Genomic DNA, 19340 nt, shown 5'->3' with positions numbered 1-19340 from the left:
GGGCCCGGGGACGAGGAGCACGAAAACATGACCAGCGCCCGGGACCTCGCACCGCGACTGCGTTTGACGGCCGACCCGGCGGGAGGCTGGGCGGGGCCGGCCGGCGGGCACCCCGGGTACGGCGGCCGGCCGCTCGTCACCGCGCCGATACGGTGGCGCACCCGCATGCTCGACACCGCCGCCCGCCACCTCGGCTGGCGGCGCTGCGCCGGCGACCTCGTCCTGTTCCGCCACCCCGCGGCCTTCGGCGACGGACGGCTCCGCGTGTGCACCCGCACGGCCGACCACGGCCAGCGGGACCAGGTCCTCGGCGAGTCCCCGCGACACGGCGAGCACTTCCAGCTGACCGTTCCCGCGGGCCAGTGGCACCGCATCGAACTGGCCGAGGGCGAAGGGGCCCTGTGGAGCGAGGCCGTGGTGCCGGGCACCGGCACGTGGGAGTACGCGCCGGACGAGGAGCCGGCATCGGCCGGGGAGAGCGGCCGGCGGGCAGCGGCGCCCACCGCCGCGGCGGCCCGGCCCGCCACGCCGGAGGGCCCGGAACTCGCGCGGCTGCTGGAGCTGACCCCCCACGTCGAGGGCGGTTACTACCGCCAGCTGTACCAGTCCGCCGCGTCCATGACGACGTTCCGGGGTCCGCGGCCGTACGCCAACACCATCCACTACCTGCTCGACGCCCGTTCTCCCACCGGCCACCTGCACCTCAACACCGCGCACATCACGCACTTCCTGCACTCCGGTGGCCCCATCGAGTACATACTGCTCTCCCCCGACGGCACCCTGCACGAGGTCGTCATGGGCACGGATACGCACCGCGGCCAGGTACCGGTGTTCACGTGCCCGGGCGGCTGGTGGAAGGCCAGCCGGCTGCCGGACGACGTCGGCCACGGCCTCATCAGCGAGATCGTCGCGCCCGGATTCGACTTCGCCGACCAGTCCATCGCCCGCCCCGACGACGTGGCACAGGCATTCCCGCAGCACCTGGAACGACTTGCGCCGGTGATCAGCGGCGGCCCCGAGACGCACGGCACGAAGGACTCCTCATGAACCGCACCTCCCCCGCGGCAAGCTCCGCGAAGAGCACGGCGAAGAGCACGGCGAAGAGCACGGCCGCCGCGCGCTATCCGGCCTCCCAGACGCTGCTGCGCCGGGCGGCCCAGGTGATCCCCGGCGGCGTCTGGGGCCACAACAAGTTCCCTGCCGTCCTCAGCCCCGAGCACTACCCGTGGTTCGCCGAACGCGGCCAGGGCGCGCGCATCCAGGACGTGGACGGGAACTGGTACACCGACTTCCTGTGCGGCTACGGCACTTCGGTGCACGGCTACGCACAGCCCGAGGTCGATGCCGCGGTCGCCGAGGAGGCGCGCCGCGGGGAATGCCTCAGCCAGGCCACCGCGCGCTCGGTCGAACTGGCCGAACTGCTGGTGGCCACGGTCGAAGGCGCCGCCTGGGCGGCATGGGGCAAGAGCGGTTCCGATGCGACGTGGATCGCCCTGCTCACCGCGCGCGCCCACACCGGGCGTTCGCTCGTCGCCTGCGTGGACGGCGCTTACCACGGCTCACACGGCTGGTGCGCCTGGTGCAACTCCGGGGCCGGGCGTGACGCTTCGGACTCCTCAGCGGTGGTCACCCTGCCCTGGAACGACCTCGACGCACTGGAGACGCTGTTCCGCACCCGGGGGCCGCAACTCGCCGCCGTAGCGATCACCCCGTTCCACCACCCGATCCCCGGTGCCGCCGAGTTGCCCGACCCGGCCTGGCTCGCGGCCCTGCGCGACCACTGCGACCGGCACGGCGCACTGCTCGTCTCCGACGATGTACGGGCCGGGTTCCACCTCGATCTGCGCGGCTCGCACGCCCACTTCGGCTACCGGCCCGACCTGGTCTGCTTCTCCAAGGCCATCGCGAACGGCTGGCCGCTGGCCGCGGTCACCGGTACGGACGCTCTCAGGGACGCGGCCGCGAAGGTCTTCGCCGCCGGCACCTTCTGGAACGCAGGCAGCGCGATGGCCGCCGCGCTCGCCAGCCTGCGGTTGATGAAGCGGCAGGGGACCGTCGACGTACTGCGGGCCCGCGGCGAGCAGTTCACCTCGGGGCTGCTCGCGCTCGCCCGGCGCCACCGCGTCCCGCTGCGCGTGAGCGGGCCGCCCGCCATGCCCACCGTCACCGTGGACGGCGATACCGACCACGCCTGGATGAGCCGTTTCGCGATCCACATGACGGCCCAGGGAGCTCTCGTGCACCCCACGCACAACTGGTTCGTCTCCGCCGCTCACGACGAGGCGGTCATCGAGGAGAGCCTGGACTGCGCGGCGCGAGCCATGGAACGTACCCAGGAGGAGCGGGAAGCGACGGTCCTGGCGTGAGCGTGATCACCATCTCCGGTGCGCACCACCGGGAACGGCTGCTGGCCTGGATCGCCGATGTGACGGCGGGTACGGAGGCGGAGGCGGGGGCGACCGCGGACGGCGAAGCGGCCGCTCCCGGCCGTACCGAGATCCGTACGGCGTCCCCGGGCCCCCGGATCGAGCTCGTCATCCCCGACCGGCCCGCCTGCGATCCCACCTGGTGGGCGGCCGCCGCGCTGCGCCGCCGGCTGCGCCGGGTGCCCGACGCGGACGCCTGCGCCTCGCCGGACCTCGAGTCCGTACTGCGCGACGGCTCGTGGCACCACCCGCGGCATCCCCACGAGCCGGGTGTCCCGGCCGAGTTCAGCGGGGTGCTGGTCTTCAAGCCGGGCATGGAGGTGCTGCCGCGCACCCTGCGGGAGCTGGCCGACCGGCTGGCCGAGTGCGGTTACCTGGCCAGCCGCGCGCTGCTCACGGACGGCAACGAGATCGGCAGCCGGGGCATGGCCGCCGCCCACTACCTGCCGCATGCCGAGCTGGCCGCGCGCGGGACGCTGATCGCCCAGGAGCGCATCGCCTTCCTGGAGATCTACGACCGGCCCGAGTTCGTCCGCCGGTTCGGCGCCCGCCCCCAGGAGCTGGAGGTCGTCACCGCCCGGCAGATCATCGAGGAACGCGGCCTGACCGAGGAGCTGCTGGAGAAGTGGAGCACCGGCTCGGCCGAGCTGCGCGGGCTGGACAGCCGGGAGATCGACGGTCCGAACGAGATCGGGGACTGCCTGTTCGTCAACGTTCACCAGGAGCCGGGATTCCACGACGGGCGCGCGCTGGTGGTCATCAACCCGCACATGCCGGGAGTCCTCGCCCGCCTGGAGCAGAGCGGCAACCGTACGCTCGCCATCCTCGTCACCGCGCATTCGCCGGCCGCGCTGCCCTGGCCGCGGATGCGGACCGAGTTCTGTGGCGCGACCGATCCGGCCCTGGCCCTGCCTGGCAGCCTGCGCGGCGATGCGCTGGCCGGCCTCTTCCCGCTGGGGACGGCCGACGGGGGGCCGGTGCGGCGGACGAACAACGGGGTCCATCTGAGCAACGGCGCCGTGGAGGCGCTGCACGACGCCCGCACGTGGTTCGGGCTGCCGCCGGGGCACACCGGCATCGGTCGGGCGTTCACCGAGCGCGGCCTGGACGCGGACGCCGTACTGGCGCTGCCCTTCGTGGACCTCGGTGGCCACCGCCGGGCGGTGGCCACCCTGACCGACGGCCTGGACCGTGACCGCGCGGCCGGACTGCTCGCCCAGGGGCGTCTGTGCGGCGTGGACGCCTTCCGTTTCAGCGGCCCGAGCGTGCGGCGCGCCGACCTGTCCTGGGACATCGCGCGGCGGCTGCGACGGGAGCGGGGCGTACGGGCCGTCCTGGCCACCGGGTCCACCGCCCGCAACCGCGCCTGCCCCGACTCCGACCTGAACCTGCTGATCGTCAGGGAGACGGGCGCTCCGGCAGTCAGCCGGAGCACGGTGGACGGGATACGCGTCACGTCGACGAACGTGCTGCTCGCGGACGTCGAGGACGCCTTCACGATGGCGGAGGAGGCGGCCGGGACCGGCACGGCGGGCGTCGCGGCGGTGGGTTTCGAGACGGTCCTGGAGCGGCTGGCCGCCGCCGACCGGCTGGTCGGCCTGCCCGTGTGGGACCCGGAGGGGCTCGCCGCCCGCTGGGCGGAGCGGGCCGCCGCCCTGCGCCCGCCGGCCGACGCGATCGCCCGGCACCTGGCCGGGGTACGGCGCGCCGTGACAGCGGCCGCGCGGCGGACCGCGCCCACCGGTCCCGCCTCCCCCGATTCCATGGCACAGGCGTGGCACGCGCTGCGCGGTGCGGCCCACGACCTCGCGGTGGCCGCGCTGGCGCTCCAGTTCCCGCGCCACCACAAGCCCAAGTGGCTACCGGCCGACCTGGCGGCTGGCGGCCACCCGGAACTGCTCGCCACGCTGCTGGCCCTGTGGCAGGTGCCCCACCAGGGCGACGAGGCAGAGGTCCGAAGCGCGCTCGACCTCGCGGGAAAGCTCGCCGGCGTCGACTCCCGTTCACTCGCCGACGCCGGCAGCCTGTTCGCGGCCGACCGCCGCGCCGACGCTCTCTTCTGTGTGCGCTACGCCGCCCGTGGCGCGCGGCTCGGACGGCGGAGCGCGGCCGAGGCGGCGCTCCTCGGCCGGCCACCGCACCACCCGCCCGGACAACTGCACACGCGACTGGCCGACTTGGTCACCCGTTATCAGGACGCTCCGGCCTCGCGGTGACCCGGCATGCCGTGCCGGTCCAGGGGACCGGGGGCCCCATGGCTGGGCCACCGAGGACGTAAGGGGGCGCGGTGGTGCTCCGGGCCCGGGCCCGGGCCCGGGCCCGCGAGGCGCCAGGCGCCGCCTCGGCTTCGCTTCGTCGTGCTTCGCGCACCGTTCGCCGCCCCGAGCGGCACCCGGCCCGTTGTCCGATTCACGGGAAACGGACAACCACTTGAGGCGAAATCACCGGAGCCCGAAGCTTTCTCCAGGGAGGTAAGGCCGCCCCCAAATTCCGGGCGGGGGCCTTCCCGTTCCCATGGCAACTCAATGCTTCACCGAACAGAGAGGGGGAAATCATGCCTTTGATCACCATGCGTCCGCGGCTCGTCAAGGTCAAGCCCAAGTCCAACCGCTGAGCCGGATTGGCGCCAGGGAATGCCGCCGCGGCCCGCCGCTGCGGCGGCATTCCGCACGATCCGAAATTCTGGATACGAGGATTCCTGATGACAGCTGCCGATCGAATTCCGGTCCGTCAGGAGCCGAGGCAGATCGTTGCTCTTACCGCGGACGGCGTCCGGGAAGCGGCCACGCGCCTGCCGGCCGGCCTCGTCGCCGTCCCGCGTCCGGAGGCACGATGAGCAACTCCGCCCATCCCGTCGGCATCACCGGTGCCACCCACGCCTCGCCCGACTACCTCGCCGCGGCGGCCGAGGCCGAACTGCTCCACCGGCTCCACGGCCAGTACTTCGTCGCGGACGAACAGCACGATCCGCTGCTGGACGAACGGCGGCTGCTCGTCGAGTTCTGCGCCGAGAGCATTCTCAAGGACGCCACCCGGCTGGCGGAGGCACTGCGGATCGCCGGGGCGGGCAACGGCGCCGCGCGGCCGATCGTCGTACGCGCCCCGGCCCACATCACCCTCGCCGAGCCGTGGCACCGGCACCTCACCTACCTGCGCCACACCGGCGGGCCCGCGGACGCGTCCCCCGAAGGCCCCGCCCGCCACCGCCCGGCGCCGCTCACCGTCCGCCCGGCCGACCCGGACACCGACGAGGCGGCCATCGCACGCTGGCTCGTCAAAGCTCTCGTCGACGGCAGCGCCGGCCACGGCGTCGCCGCCGACCCCGCCACCGCGGACGCCGTCGCCCGCGACATCATCGAGGCCCCCGACCGTGTCTCCTTCGTCGCCACCCAGGGCGACGGGCCGGCCATCGGCCACCTCACCCTGCTCGGCCAGGCCCACGACCCGGTCACCGGACGCGACTACATCGACCTGGTCGACGTCCTGGTGGAAGGCGACGCGGGACCACGCCGGGCAGGCACCGCCGCGCTGACCGCCACCGCCATCGCCCACGCCCGGAACGCACGGCTTCCGCTGATCGGCAATGTCATCCATCCCGCCCCGCACCTCGCCGCGGGCCACGGCGACCGCGTGGTCGCCTCCCTCGTCGCCGACGGCTGGGAGGTCGACCACGTCTTCTGGCGGCGTCCCGCCGACCCGGACGACGCCTGACACCAACCGCCCGGCAACGGACCTCGCAACCACCGGCCTCCCGACCCTGGACGTCTCCACCATGGATCTCTCGACGCTCTACGACGCCCTGGACGTTCCTGAGGAGCACGGCCCCGGCCGCCTGCTGTTCAGCGCCCGCAAAGCCCACTACACCCTGCCCTACCTCGTCCTTTCCGCTCTCGAACACCGCGGCCACCCCATGAGCGAGGCGGCCCGCGGCGAACTCGGACGGGCCCGGCGGCGGGCCCGCCACTACGAGGAAGTGCTGGCCCACATCGCCGACCGGGCCCGCGTACAGGTCGTCAAGGGGCCGATGCTCGCGCGCCACTACCCCGACGGCATCCTGCGTCCCCAGGGCGACCTCGACCTCGTCACCGACGGCGAGGCCGACCTCTGGCGCGCGGTACGCCTACTGACGGCCGACAGCACCCCGCTGTACATCGGCGTCTCCATACTCGGCGCGCCCACCCGCCACACCGTCGTCGCCCTCCACTGGCCCGCCGAGGACCCGCTGCTCGACCCCGAGATACGCGTGGATGTCGCCACCGCCGCCCTCGTCGGCGACGGCGGCGTCTTCCCCATCCGCCCGCGCATACCCGAGGATCCGCTCGCCGCCAACCTCCTCGCCCTGGCGGAGGAGCGCCTGCAACGGCCTTTCCACGCCCGGGACATAATCGATGTCCACGTGCTCGGCACCACCCCCGTCGCGTCCACGGAGGCACTGGTGTCGGCGGCAGCCGAATACCACCTCGCCCCCGAACTGGGGGAGCTGCTCGACCATGCGGCCACCCGCCTGCCCCTGGGGCACCTGTCCGGCCTCAGCGCCGCCCTGGAGGCCGGGGTCGTTCGTGAACGGGCCCGCCGCGCCGCATACTCCGCGCCGCCTGCCCCGCCGACGGACATCGGCGCCGCCCTCGCCGCGGGCACGGCCCTGTACGGCATGCCGCTGCGGCCCGCCGAAGGACGCACCGACTGGGACCGTGCGCGCGTCCACCGCTACGGCGACGAGGCCCTTCTGCTCACCCCCGTCGGCGACTACCTCCTGGTCACCCACGAGATCGTCACCCAGGAGCGGTACGAAGCGGCCCTGCGGGAGTTGGACGCGCCGGCGGAGCGAAGGGCCGGGCCCGGGTGCAGGGCTGAGCAACTGTCATGACGGACAGGGCCACAGCGGTGGAGACCCGCTCCCTCACCCGCAGCTACGGCACCGGCAGGCGCGGCGGCTCCGAGGTGTACGCCCTGCGCGGCGTGGACCTGAGCGTCGGACAAGGCGAGGTCCACGGCCTGCTCGGCCCCAACGGGGCGGGCAAGACCACGCTGTGCCGCATCCTGTCCACCATCCTGCTGCCCACCTCGGGCACCGCCCGCATCATGGGCCGCGACGTCGTCCGGGACGCCGACGCCGTCAAGCGCTGCATCGGCATCGTCTTCGGCGGCGACCGCGGACTCTACGGACGGCTCACCGTCGGCGACAACCTGCGCTTCTGGGCGGCGCTGTACGGCCTGCGCGGCACCGGGCTGCGCCGCCGCTGCCAGGCTCTGCTGGAACGCATGGGCCTGGCGCACCGGGCCGACGACCGCGTCGACACCCTCTCCCGCGGTATGAAACAGCGCCTTCACCTCGCCCGCGGCCTGGTCGCCGACCCGCCGCTGCTCATCCTCGACGAACCGACGGTCGGCATGGACCCGGTCGCGGCACAGGACTTCCGCGTCCTGGTGGACGGCCTGCGCGCGGATGGCAGGACCATCCTGCTGACCACCCACGACATGGCCGAGGCCGAAGCCGTCTGCGACCGGGTCTCCCTCGTCGACCACGGCCGGATCATCGCCACCCGTGCGCCCGCCGGGATCGGCGCCCTCATCTCCCGCTACGAGCGCATCGAGGCCCGGGGCGTCCCCGCCGAGGTCGCCGCGGCACTGCCGGACATCCCCGGGGTCGTCACCGTACGCGCCGCCGCCGGGGAACGGCTCCGCATCGAGACCGAGGACACCTCGGCCACCCGCGCCGTACTGAGACGCCTGGTGGCGGAGGACGTCACCGAGGTGGCCACCTCCCGCCCCACCCTCGAAGAGGTCTACCTGCACCTCATCGGCGAGCGGGGCATGACGGTGGAGAGATGAGGTTGTTCGTCACCGCCGCACGTTTTCAGCTGCGGCATCTCGCCGGTTCGCCCGCCGCGGTCCAGGTCTGCGTCACGGCCCCGCTGCTGACCGTCGTTTTCCTGTCCATCAGCGACTATGCCGGGCGCACCGACCTGTCCCCGTACGCGGTGGTCGCACCCACCTTGATGTCGCTGTGGCTGCTCGCCCTCCACGCCGCCGGCGAACTCATCACCGAGGAACGGGACCTGGGCACCCTGGAAGGGCTGATCGCCGCACCCGCCCGGCTCGGCACCGTCGTCATGGGCCGGATGTGCGCGGTCACCGCCATCGGCGTGGTGTCCTTCGCCGAGTCATGGCTGGCCGCCGGGCTCGTCTTCGGCCGCTGGCTCGCCTTCCCGCACCCGCTCGTCGTCGTCGCCTGCCTGCTGGCAACGGTGTGGGCGGCGGCCGGCACCGCGAGCATCCTGTCGCCCCTCTTCGTTCTCATGCCCTCGGCACGCGTCATCCAGAACACCCTCAGCTACCCGTTCTACCTCCTGGGCGGCGTGCTCGTACCCGTCACCTTCCTGCCCGGCTGGGTCCAGCCCGTTTCCCGAGCGGTGTTCCTGTCCTGGTCGGCCGACCTGCTGCGCGACGGTCTCGACCCCGCACCCGTCACCGACGCCGTGGCACGGCTCGCGGTCATCCTCGCCCTCGGCTCGGCCGGGTGCGCCATCGGGCTGATGTTGTTGCGTCGGGTCCTGAACCGGGTGCGCCGGCTCGGCACACTCGCCCAGGCGTGAGGTGACCTTCCCGTGCTCGCACGACTCGCCCTCCCCGCACATGTCGTCAGGCACAGTGCGGCCAATGCCTTCGCGGACATGCGCGCCATCTACACGTGGCGGACATGGACGTTCGGCTGGCTCGGCCGCATGCTGGCCCAGGTCACGTTCTTCGTCCTCCTCGGCCGGGTGGTCGCCGGTCCCGAGCACGCGACCTACCTGGTCATCGGCAACGCGCTGATGACGTGCGTCATCGAATCCCTGACCGTGGTCGCCTCCACCACCTGGGAACGCACGGCGGGCACTCTCGCGCTGCTGGCCGCCGCCCCGGCCGGACCCACCTGGGTCTTCCTCGGCCGCAGCCTCCAGTGGCCGGTCAGCGGCACCGGCACCTCCCTGGTGGCCCTGTTCCTCCTGGGCCCTTTCTTCGGCGTCACCTGGCGGCCGGAGCACATCCCGGTGGCGGCCCTCCTGGTCGTCCTCACCGCCGCCGGCACCTACTGTTTCGGCCTCTTCCTCGCCGCCCTGGTCCTCAACGCCGGCCGCCTGCGCAACGTCGTCCCGGGCGTCACCGCCCTGCTGATGATGGCGTTCTGCGGCGTACAGGTCCCCATCGGCTACTGGCCGTCCTGGATCGGCCGGATCGCCGACATCGTTCCCCTGACGCACCTGCTGCACGCCCTCCGCGCCCTGACCGAAGACGCTTCTTCCGGCTACGTCTTCGCCCGGGCGGCCCTGGGCCTGCTCGTCGGCGTCTTCTGGCTGGTCATGGCCCACCTGGCCTTCGAATCGCTCCTGCACCGCGGCCGCCGACGCGGCACGGTCGACTTCGACCCGTAGGCCCCGGAGGCCGGCTTCTCACCGGGCCCGGCGGCAGACGACGACGGGGCGCGGCGGCGAGCCGTGGGGCCGGTGCTCGACAGCGTCGAAACCCGCGCTCCTGGCGTCCGCGCTCAGGTCATCGAGGGTGTACTCCGAGACGCCGCAGAGGGCCAGCGTGAGCAGGTTCGGCATCAGGCTCTCCTGGCCGCCGGGGGTGGTGCCTTGGAGCCTGTGGTCGTACACGATGAGCGCGCCGCCGGGGTTGGTGCTCGTGTAGGCCCTGCGTACCAGCAGCTTCCGCTGTTCGGCCTCCCAGTCGAGCAGGACGTTCCCCATGAGGACGATGTCGGCCGTGGGGAGCGGGTCGGTGAAGAAGTCACCGGCATGGAAGGCCGGTGCCCTGGCCGCTTCTCGCTGGGCCATGTTCTCCTCGAACAGGGGGGCCATGGCCGGCAGGTCGAAAACGGCGGCGCTGAGGTGCGGGTGGGCGGCTACCAGCTGCGCGGCCACGCTGCCGCGTCCGCCGCCGAGGTCGAGCAGGGTCCGTTGATCGTTCCAGCCCTCGTAGGCGGCGAGCAGTGCGGGAACGACGTCGCCTGTCAGCATGTCCATCGTGATGATCGAGGACCTGAGAAGCTCGGGGTCGTCGACAACGGTCCCCATGCCTCCTCCGGGAACCTGCTGCCGCCCCGTGCGCAGGGCGGCGGAAAGGTCATCAAGGGACGGGATCATGACCTTTCGGATGAAGTCCCCCATGTACCACATCCCAGCACGCGCCAGGTACAGGTCCGCCGTGGGGGTGTTGCCGTACCGGTCGCCGTGCCGTTTCAGCAGGCCGAGGGCCACCAGCAGGCCGAGCCAGTGCCGCAGTCCGCGACCATGCAGACCGAGTGCCGAGCGGATCTCGTCCTCGGTCGCGGGCCCGGTGTGCAGAGTGGTGAAGAGGTCGAATTCCAAGGCGCTCACCAGCGCCCTGGTCGAGCAGTAGGAGCCGGCCAGACGTGTGATGTCAGCGAAACCGGCCTCGGGGCTCGCGGTCGGCGTGACCAAGAGGGTTTCCTTTCCTCGTTGCATGCGTGCGTACTCGACTGCCGCCAAGGTTCTTCCGCGAAACCGGCGCGGATTCAGCGCCCATGCGCCGACACCGAGCCAGGCGGCCTCGAAGAGTTGGTGCCGTTCACAGGGGCTAGGCTGCGCCAGGTCGCCGTTCGGCAAACCGCTGGTCCCGCACGGCATTCCGTTCGCCAGGCCCGGCCGCGCGAACGCATCGCAAAACTACGGGCACGGATGGGTTTGGCAACGCCAATACCGCACACGGGGATGTCTCGTTCGCACGTTCTTCCGTTACCGCACGGCACGCGTGAGCAGCCCCCTCCCCCGCACCCCACCACCCTGGTCGCCGTTTTCGCCGCCGACCGAACGCCGGAAACCACTCGACCTCGCGGTATGGCGGACCGAGCCTTCCCGGATGCCGACCTCACCCACACGAGTGGACCCTTCCAGGGCCTCGCATAGACGGGAACCGGAACGGAAAGCCCGTCCTCCGTGCTTACCTGCAAAGCCGTCTGGCATACAAATTAAACCCCCTATTTTCGACCATTTCACCTACTCCTCCCCCGGTTGGATTGATCTCCGGTCCTCGCACATCCCACGGAAAATTCCCGCGGCAGGCCGCCGTTGCCAGAAAGGAACCGAAGCATGGGTTCGCACGTCACCGAATCCGTCACTCCCAACGACGAGATGGCCGGGAACTACGATGTGATCGCCTCGTGGTTCCTCACCGACTGGCACGAGGCGCCGCGCGATCAGGTTGCGGAGTTCATGCAGGGGATCTGGGAAGAGCACGGCCCCCCGGTGAACAAGGTTCTGGAGCTCTGCTGCGGCCCGGGCCTGACACTCGGGGAACTCGTCCGGCGGGGGTACGACGTCACCGGCCTCGACGCGTCCCCCGCGCAGTTGGAGCTGGCGAAGCAGAAGCTCGGGCCTTCGGCACAGGCGCGGCTGGTCGAGGCCGAACTGCCGGCCATCCCGCTGGAGGAGCAGTTCGACGCAGTCGTCTGCGCGGGGGGCGCGTTCACCTACGTGCCCAACTCCACCGTGCTGCTCCAGGCGTTCCAGGCCGCCCACCGCGTACTGCGTCCCGGTGGCACCTTCATCTTCGACCTGTTCAGCGAGACGCTCATGCAGAGGTGCTTCGAGTACACGGAGGACGCTCCGCGGGGGTTCGACCTCGAGAGCAGGGGGCTCACGTTCTTCCTCGCCTGTCACCGGCCCGCCGCGAAGGACTCCTACGACCTGACCTTCGTGCAGTTCGTGCGGAATGACACCACTCAGACGTACACCAGGAGCAGCGCGGTCCACCGCGTGCACACCCGGCCCCAGGAAAAGGTCACCGACCTGGCGGTCCGGGCCGGCTTCCGGCGGGTCGAGGTCTTCGACAACTACCGGCACCAGCCATCCGGCCCGGAGACCCTTTACGAGACCTACGTCGCGGTCAAGCCCGGCGGGCCGTCCGCCCAGCCCGAGGCGTCGCCCCGCCGGGCAGCCCACCCGCCACACCCGTGACAGCCGAACGCAGCCATACGTCGAGAGGAACCGATCCATGCTCGTGCAAGGCACCGAACCGTCCCACCCCTATTCGTTCCTGCCCGAGGGGTACGACGTCAGCGATGCGTGGTGCGTCGACAAGTTCAGGCTGGCGCCGCGGAGTCAGGTCGCGGACTTCGTCCACGAGAGCTGGCAGGAACGCGGCGGGCAGGTCGACAAAGTCCTGGACCTCTGCTGCGGCAGTGGCCTCCTTCTTCGGGAACTGCTCCAGCGGGGATACGACGTCACCGGCCTCGACCGGTCCTCGGCCCAGCTGCAACAGGCCGAACTGAAGATCCGTTCGCAGGAGCGGGCCCGGCTTGTCAAAGCCGAGCTGCCGGCCATTCCCCTGGATGACGAATTCGACGCGGTCGTCAGCACCGGTGCGCTGGTCCACCTGCCCAACGACACCACGCTGCTGCGGACGTTCGAGTCCGTCCACCGTGTGCTGCGCCCCGGCGGCACGTTCACCTTCGACATGTACACCGAACGCCACGCGGAGTCCTTGGTGGCGCACACGACCCCCACCGCCCGAGTCATCGAGAGCGGGCCGTTCACACTGCTCATGAGCATTACTCGGACCGCCATCAAGGGCACCTACAACTGGCACGGCCTGATGTTCCTGCGCGATGACACCACCCAGACCTACGTCCGACGCAGCGAGACCCACCAGCTGTACGCGTGGGCGCAGGAGCAGATCGTCGGGCTGGGCGCCCGGGCCGGCTTCGGCGACATCGAGGTCTTCGACAACTTCACCCGCCAGCCCACCGGCTCGCAGACCGTCTGCGAGACCTACGTCATGGTCAAGCCCTGACCGCACAGCGCTGCGGGCAGCCGAGCCGCGCACGTGACATCCTCAGCCCCCCACGCCGACGCTCTCCTGGCACGTCAGGCCGAGCAGACGACGCCCGCCACTCGTGCCATCGAGTCGGGAGAAGAATGCACGCTGCTCTTCACCTGCCGACGGTCGGCGACGAAGGGCATCTACGACCTGACGATGACGCAGTACGTGCGCGGCGACGCCACGCGGACGTACGCCCGGACCAGCGAGCCGCGCTCAGGACACGGTCCGCAGCCTGGTCTTCCGGACCGGATTCGCCGCCCTGTTTCGGGATATCGAAGTCCACCGCGCACCGTCGGTTCCTTGTCTGGCCCAGGGCCGGGGTGTGGGGCCGCCTGCACCGGGCGGTGCTCGACGAACTCGCCGCCGCAGGGCTTCTCGACCTGTCCCGCGTCATCCTCGACACGGCCCACGTCAGGGCCGAAAAGGGGGCGAACACACAGGTCCGAGCCCCGTGGACCGGGGTAAGTCCGGTTCCGAAATGCACATCCTGTCCGATGCGAACGGGCTGCCTGTCGTGGTCGCTGTCTCAGGTGGCAACGTCCACGACAGCCAGGGCCTGAAGCCTCTCCTCGCCGGTCTCCGATCGAGACACGACCCCGAACACGGCCGACACCACCGTCCGGGCAACATTCACGCCGACAAAGCATACGACCAGCCTGACCTGCGCAGATGGCTGAAAGGCAAGCGCATCGCGTGCCGTATCGCCCGCAAGGGAGTCGAGTCCGGCCAGCGGCTGGGCCGTCACCGGTGGGTGATCGAACGCGCGATGTCGTGGCTGTCCGGCTACCGCCGCCTCTCACCCCGCCACGAACGCCATCCCCGCAACTACCTGGCCTTTCTCGGCCTCGCCACCGCCCTCACCTGCTACCAACGCCTCCACCGACTCACCACATAGGACACGGTCAAGACACCCGGCATGCGGCAAGGCATCAAATCCGCCAGGTTCCAGAGTCTCGCAGCAGCGGGGAAACAGCGCCGACGAGGCAACGACCGCCGTTACTCCCAGGTCGAGATCAGCCGACGCACGGGTGTGAATCGGGCGCATGCAGGGATGGCCAACCGCGCCCCTGCACCAGGAATCTACTTGATCAAACAGATTGCCACATTCACCCCGTGCACACATCTTGCCGCTCCTGGTGGCCCGCCTCTAACCTCGGGAGCGCTCCCACCCCAGGTTCGAAACAAGATCCCTCGCTCGTGCACGTCGCAGGTGAATCGATTCACTCGTTTTCGTCGGGGAGCACGCAAGCCTTACCCGCCCACCTGAAGGAGCCGCACATGTCCGTCCGAAGTCTGCGAAGAACCTGCGGACCGGTCACGTTTCTGCTGGCGGCGTTGCTGGCCGCCGTCTCGCTGGTCGCGTTGCCCGCCTCCAGCGCCAGCGCCGCCGTGATCGACACGTCCGCTTACTACCAGCTCATCTCACGCCACAGCGGTAAGGCCATCGACATCTCCGAACGCTCCACCGCCAACGGCGCCGGGGTCATCCAGTGGACCCCAGGAACCGCCGCCAACCAGCAATTCCAGTTCGTCGATTCGGGCAACGGGTACTACCGGATCATGGCCCGGCACAGTGGCAAGGTGCTGGACGTCGAGGGGTGGTCCACGGCCAACGGCGCGAACGTGATGCAGTGGACGGACAACAACGCCGTCAATCAGCAGTTCAGCGTCGTCGACATCGACAGCCAGTATGTGCAGCTGATCAACCGCAACAGCGGCAAGGCGCTGGAGGTGTGGGAGCAGTCCACCGCGGATGGCGGCCGGATCTCCCAGTACACCGACAACGATGGCCCGAACCAGCAGTGGCGGCTGGTCAAGGTCGACGGCGGCACCGACCCGGACCCCGATCCGCCGGTCGGTGATGCCCGGCAGATGGAGGATCTGAACCGAGGCCTGGTCTCGGTGCGTTCGGGCTCGAACAATCTGGTGTCCTGGCGGCTGCTCGGCACCGAGAGCTACGACACGGCGTTCAACGTTTACCGCAACGGCACGAAGGTGAACGGCTCGCCGGTCACCGACTCCACCAACTACCTGGACAGCGGTGCCCCTTCGGATGCCTCGTACACCGTGCGCGCGGTGGTGAACGGCACGGAGCAGCCGGCTTCGGAGACCTCGTTGCGCTTCACCGGCGGCAACTACCTGGACGTGCCGCTGTCATCGCCCGGTTCGGGTTACACGCCGGTCGAGGCCAGCCCGGGTGATGTGGACGGCGACGGCCAGTACGAGTTGATCGTGAAGTGGGACCCGGACAACGCCAAGGACAACGCCCAGTCCGGCGTCACCGGCAACGTCTACATCGACGCCTACCGGCTCAACGGCCAGCGGCTGTGGCGTATCGACCTGGGCCGCAACATCCGCGCCGGGGCGCACTACACGCAGTTCCAGGTGTACGACTACGACGGCGACGGCCGTGCCGAGGTGGCCATGAAGACGGCCGACGGCACCCGCGACGGACAGGGCGCGGTCATCGGCAATGCCGGCGCCGACCACCGCAACTCCAGTGGGTACATCCTGACCGGGCCCGAGTACCTCACCATGTTCAGCGGGCTGACGGGCGCCGCGATGTCGACCGTCAACTACGACCCGCCGCGCGGCAACGTTCCCTCCTGGGGCGACAATTACGGCAACCGGGTGGACCGTTTCCTGGCCGGCACCGCCTACCTCGACGGCCAGCGCCCGTCCCTGATCATGGCGCGCGGCTACTACACCCGCGCCGTCGTCGCGGCCTGGGACTTCCGCAACGGCGCCCTGACCAAGCGCTGGACGTTCGACTCCAACACTTCGGGCAACGGCGCCGCCTACGGCCAGGGCAACCACCAGCTATCCATCGCGGACGTGGACGCCGACGGCCGGCAGGAGATCGTCTACGGCGCGGCGACCATTGATGACAACGGCCGCCTGATGTACAGCACCGGCTTCGGCCACGGCGATGCGCTGCACGTGGGCGACTTCGTACCCTCCCGCGCCGGTCTCGAGGTCTTCACCATCCACGAGTCGGGCAGCCAGCCGGGCTCCGACCTGCACGACGCCCGCACCGGCCAGGTCATCCACCGCACCCCGACCAGCGGGTCCGAAGGACCCGGCCGCGGCGTGGCCGGTGACATTTACGCCGGCAACCCCGGCGCGGAGTTCTGGGGTTCGGGCCCGAACATGAGCAACCTGCGCAACTCCGCCGGCGGCAACGTCGGCCGCAACCCCTCCTCGGCGAACTTCCTCGCCTGGTGGGACGCCGACCCGGTGCGCGAACTGCTGAACGGCACCCAGATCGACAAGTACGGCACCGGCGGCGACACCCGGCTGCTCACCGGCAGTGGCGTCGCCTCCAGCAACGGCACCAAGTCCACCCCCGTCCTGTCCGGCGACCTGTTCGGCGACTGGCGCGAGGAAGTCATCTGGCGCCACTCCGGCAACAACGCCCTGCGCATCTACGCCACGTCCACACCCACCACCACCAAACTGCACACCCTGGCCCACGACGCCCAGTACCGCGTCGCCCTGGCCTGGCAGAACACCGCCTACAACCAGCCGCCCCACCCCAGCTACTTCCTCGGGGCCGGAATGACACGCCCGCCGCAGCCCAATATCTACGTGCGCTGACGGCACCTCGCCGACACACGGGAAAGAACAACACCTCCAGGCCGGCCGGACAGCCCCGGTCGGCCTGGAGATTCCCGGATCAACGACGAACGTGAAGGTGAACAGGGCGGGGACGGCACCCACATCGTCTCCCACCGGCACCTGCGTCAACGGCAAAGGACTCCTCACCCTTCCGATGCGACGCATACGGAGCTGGAACGGCTGCCGGCAGTCCGTGGGCGCCGAAGACCCGGACGCCGACTCCCCGCATCAGCTGACCGACCATTCGCTCATCTCACACCAGGAGTCATCGTATGCAACGACGCACCTTCCTGACCCTGAGCGCCGTCGCAGCGACGGGCGCCGGCGTGTCCCTGCTCGGCACCAGGCAGGCGCTCGCGGACACCGCCCCGACCCAGCCGTACGCGGTAGGCGTGCGGCGGTACGACTGGACCCGCGGCAGCCGTCGACTCACCACCTACGTCTACTACCCGGCCACCGGCACCCCTGGCGGCAATCCCGTCACCAACGCACCCGTCGCCGACGGAGTGTTCCCCATCTGCGAGCATACCCACGGCTATGGCAGCAGCCCGCAGAACTCGGAGGCGGTGATCCGGCCCTTGGCTGCTGCGGGCTTCATCGTCCCCAGCCCTCACTTCCAGCACAACTTCGACGACATCTACAACGGCAACACCTCTCGGGACGTCTCCGAGATCCTCACCCAGACCGTAGCGCTGAACCAGGGCAGCGGACCGCTGGCCGGCCACATCAACACCCAAGCCGGCCTCGGTGTGTCCGGCCACTCCCTGGGGGGCATGACCACCCACGGTCTGCTGACCGCCTGGCCCGACAGCCGGATCACGGTCGCGATCCCGATGTCCTGCGAGGACATGGGGAACCCGAGCAGCACGGTCTCCGCCAAGGTCCTGTTCATGCACGGCGACCGGGACGAGACCACCGCATACTCCTCTGCCCGCCAGGCCTACTCCGAGATCCCGGCCCCCAAGGCGTTCCTCACCTTCCGCGGCGTCGGCCACAGCTCGTACTTCGGCGACCGGCGGACCGTCAACACCTTCCTGGACTGGGCGCGATGGGGTCTCTACGCCGACACGGCCGCACGTGACCGTCTCCCCTCCGACGCCCAGAGCAGCGGCACTACCTGGGAGTTCGTCGGGGAATCGGGCGGCCCGGCCTACTACCGCCTGGTCGCCCGGCACAGCGGCAAGACGGCCGACATCAACGAGGCATCCACCGCGGCCGGGGCGAGACTCATCCAGTGGACGGCCGGCAGCGGCCCCAACCAGCAGTTCGAGTTCCTGGACTCCGGCGACGGCCACATCCGCATCAGAGCCCGCCACTCGGGCCTGGTGCTCCAGGCTGCCAGCAACGAAGGCGGCGCCGACGTCACCCAGCAGCCCGACACCGGCGCCGCCGGTCAGCAGTGGAGGATCGTCGACCACGGCGACGGCACTATCAGCCTGGTCAACCGGGCCAGTGGCCTGGCCATGGACGTCTGGGAATACTCCACCACTGACGGAGCCCGTATTTCCCAATGGACCTACACCGGCAACGCCAACCAGCGCTTTACGCGCCAACGCGTCTGAGTCCACCGGCCCGGGGCCCAGCTCGAGCGACGAGAGCAGGGCACCGTCGATAGCCGGCGCGGCCGGGGACTCAGCTGCAATTCGGTCTTGCCGGGCTCGGCCGGCGGCTTCCCCGGCCCTGGGGCCGGGGGAGGCGCGAGCCGCTTCGACAGGAGCGACAGGACCGGGCCAAGGGGCCGTCTTCGGAGATCGTTCGGCCGGTAGATCATGATCAGGTGCGTCGACACGCACTCGCCGACCAGGAGTGGGAGGTGCTGGCCCCGCTGCTGCCGGCGGCGGGGACCGGCCGTCCCAGGACGGACGACCGGCGGGTCGTCAACAGCGTGATGCACAAGATCCGCACCGGCATCACCCGGCACGACCTGCCCGAACGCCACGGCCCCTGGCACCCACAATCCGTACCGCTTCCGCGTCACTCCGAATGACAGGAGAGATCACGAAACAATAAATCCCGTGCGATGGCGTCGAGGGCGGAGTCGGTGCGGTGCAGGGCGGCGCGGTACGCGGCGGCGGGTTCGACGATGGAGCGCAGGTCGGCCAGGTTTCGCATCAGCTTCTCACCGCCGCCCTCCATGTGCCAGTGGATGACGTCGGGGTCGAGAAGGTTCCGGTGGCCGCGCGGCCTGACGAAGGCGCCCCGCTTCTGGCGGGCGTCGACGAGCCCCTTGCCGGCCAGGACCTTCAGGGACTCGCGCATGGCGGTGAGGCTGACGCCAAGCTCGTCCCCGACCGCCCGGACATCCAGTGTCGCCCCCTCGGGCAACCGGCCGCCCACGATGCGAGCGCCGAGTGCGTGCACCACCTGCCCGTGCACGCCGCGGCCGGTACAGGAGGCCATGTCGGCTTTCCCCCTTGCTGCTCGAGCGCGCGGAACGGACGCGGCCACGCGGAGATGCGCGCCCGTGTG

The 19340-nt window shown here is 70.6% G+C and carries 14 protein-coding genes and 2 pseudogenes; 14 read left to right on the top strand and 2 right to left on the bottom strand.

The genetic code is table 11. The annotated features are described in order from the left end of the window. The first annotated feature begins 27 nt into the window (after positions 1–27). The 8 genes from STBA_RS36110 (at position 28) to STBA_RS33920 (ending at position 9841) form a co-directional block, all read left to right on the top strand. On the top strand, positions 28–1047 hold the full coding sequence (locus STBA_RS36110; protein ID WP_107485162.1) for a cupin domain-containing protein: 1020 nt from the start codon (positions 28–30) through the stop codon (positions 1045–1047). Further along, complete coding sequence (locus STBA_RS33950; protein ID WP_079252310.1) at positions 1044–2366, top strand: aminotransferase class III-fold pyridoxal phosphate-dependent enzyme; 1323 nt, start codon at positions 1044–1046, stop codon at positions 2364–2366. The genes STBA_RS36110 and STBA_RS33950 overlap by 4 nt, the downstream gene beginning before the upstream one ends. Next, the gene (locus tag STBA_RS33945) at positions 2363–4642 is read left to right on the top strand and encodes a hypothetical protein (protein ID WP_143659605.1); all 2280 of its coding nucleotides are present in this window, start codon (positions 2363–2365) and stop codon (positions 4640–4642) included. The genes STBA_RS33950 and STBA_RS33945 overlap by 4 nt, the downstream gene beginning before the upstream one ends. 616 nt (positions 4643–5258) lie before the next feature. After that, entirely contained in the window at positions 5259–6137 is an 879-nt protein-coding gene (locus STBA_RS38175; protein WP_077062828.1) for a hypothetical protein, read from the top strand. A gap of 61 nt (positions 6138–6198) precedes the next feature. Further along, positions 6199–7293, top strand: a complete 1095-nt coding sequence (locus tag STBA_RS33935) for a nucleotidyltransferase family protein (protein WP_077062827.1) — start codon at positions 6199–6201, stop codon at positions 7291–7293. Further along, positions 7290–8258, top strand: coding sequence for an ABC transporter ATP-binding protein (locus STBA_RS33930; RefSeq protein WP_077062826.1), 969 nt, complete (start codon positions 7290–7292; stop codon positions 8256–8258). Before STBA_RS33935 ends, STBA_RS33930 begins: the two co-directional genes overlap by 4 nt. After that, positions 8255–9022, top strand: a complete 768-nt coding sequence (locus STBA_RS33925) for an ABC transporter permease (protein ID WP_079252309.1) — start codon at positions 8255–8257, stop codon at positions 9020–9022. Before STBA_RS33930 ends, STBA_RS33925 begins: the two co-directional genes overlap by 4 nt. 12 nt (positions 9023–9034) lie before the next feature. Continuing rightward, positions 9035–9841 (top strand): ABC transporter permease, encoded by an 807-nt coding sequence (locus STBA_RS33920; RefSeq protein WP_077062825.1) that lies wholly within the window; start codon positions 9035–9037, stop codon positions 9839–9841. Between the two features lie 18 nt (positions 9842–9859). Here STBA_RS33920 and STBA_RS33915 read toward each other — a convergent pair whose 3' ends face one another. Then, on the bottom strand, positions 9860–10873 hold the full coding sequence (locus STBA_RS33915) for a methyltransferase (RefSeq protein WP_216356002.1): 1014 nt from the start codon (positions 10871–10873) through the stop codon (positions 9860–9862). A gap of 648 nt (positions 10874–11521) precedes the next feature. On the opposite strand from STBA_RS33915, the gene STBA_RS33910 reads away from it, so the two are divergent. The 6 genes and pseudogenes from STBA_RS33910 (at position 11522) to STBA_RS38170 (ending at position 18858) form a co-directional block, all read left to right on the top strand. After that, positions 11522–12388 (top strand): class I SAM-dependent methyltransferase, encoded by an 867-nt coding sequence (locus tag STBA_RS33910; protein ID WP_077062823.1) that lies wholly within the window; start codon positions 11522–11524, stop codon positions 12386–12388. Between the two features lie 37 nt (positions 12389–12425). Next, positions 12426–13223 carry a class I SAM-dependent methyltransferase gene (locus tag STBA_RS33905; protein WP_077062822.1) on the top strand — a complete coding sequence of 266 codons (798 nt, stop codon included), beginning with the start codon at positions 12426–12428 and terminating at the stop codon, positions 13221–13223. A 284-nt stretch (positions 13224–13507) separates the two neighbouring features. Continuing rightward, positions 13508–14148, top strand: a pseudogene (locus STBA_RS33895) (IS5 family transposase); the annotation flags it as partial. A 383-nt stretch (positions 14149–14531) separates the two neighbouring features. Next, on the top strand, positions 14532–16850 hold the full coding sequence (locus tag STBA_RS33890) for an RICIN domain-containing protein (protein WP_079252305.1): 2319 nt from the start codon (positions 14532–14534) through the stop codon (positions 16848–16850). A 293-nt stretch (positions 16851–17143) separates the two neighbouring features. Continuing rightward, positions 17144–18433, top strand: a complete 1290-nt coding sequence (locus tag STBA_RS36905) for an RICIN domain-containing protein (RefSeq protein WP_077062820.1) — start codon at positions 17144–17146, stop codon at positions 18431–18433. 215 nt (positions 18434–18648) lie between these two features. Continuing rightward, positions 18649–18858, top strand: coding sequence for a transposase (locus tag STBA_RS38170; protein ID WP_171987845.1), 210 nt, complete (start codon positions 18649–18651; stop codon positions 18856–18858). 32 nt (positions 18859–18890) lie between these two features. On the opposite strand, the pseudogene STBA_RS33875 reads toward STBA_RS38170, so the two are convergent. Next, positions 18891–19271: pseudogene (locus tag STBA_RS33875) on the bottom strand (GntR family transcriptional regulator); the annotation flags it as partial. Between the last annotated feature and the right edge of the window lie 69 nt (positions 19272–19340).

It is taken from the genome of Streptomyces sp. MP131-18, assembly GCF_001984575.1.
Lineage (GTDB): Bacteria > Actinomycetota > Actinomycetes > Streptomycetales > Streptomycetaceae > Streptomyces > Streptomyces johnsoniae.
Note: the sequence above shows the minus strand (reverse complement) of the source record. Positions and strands in the feature narration are given on the sequence as shown.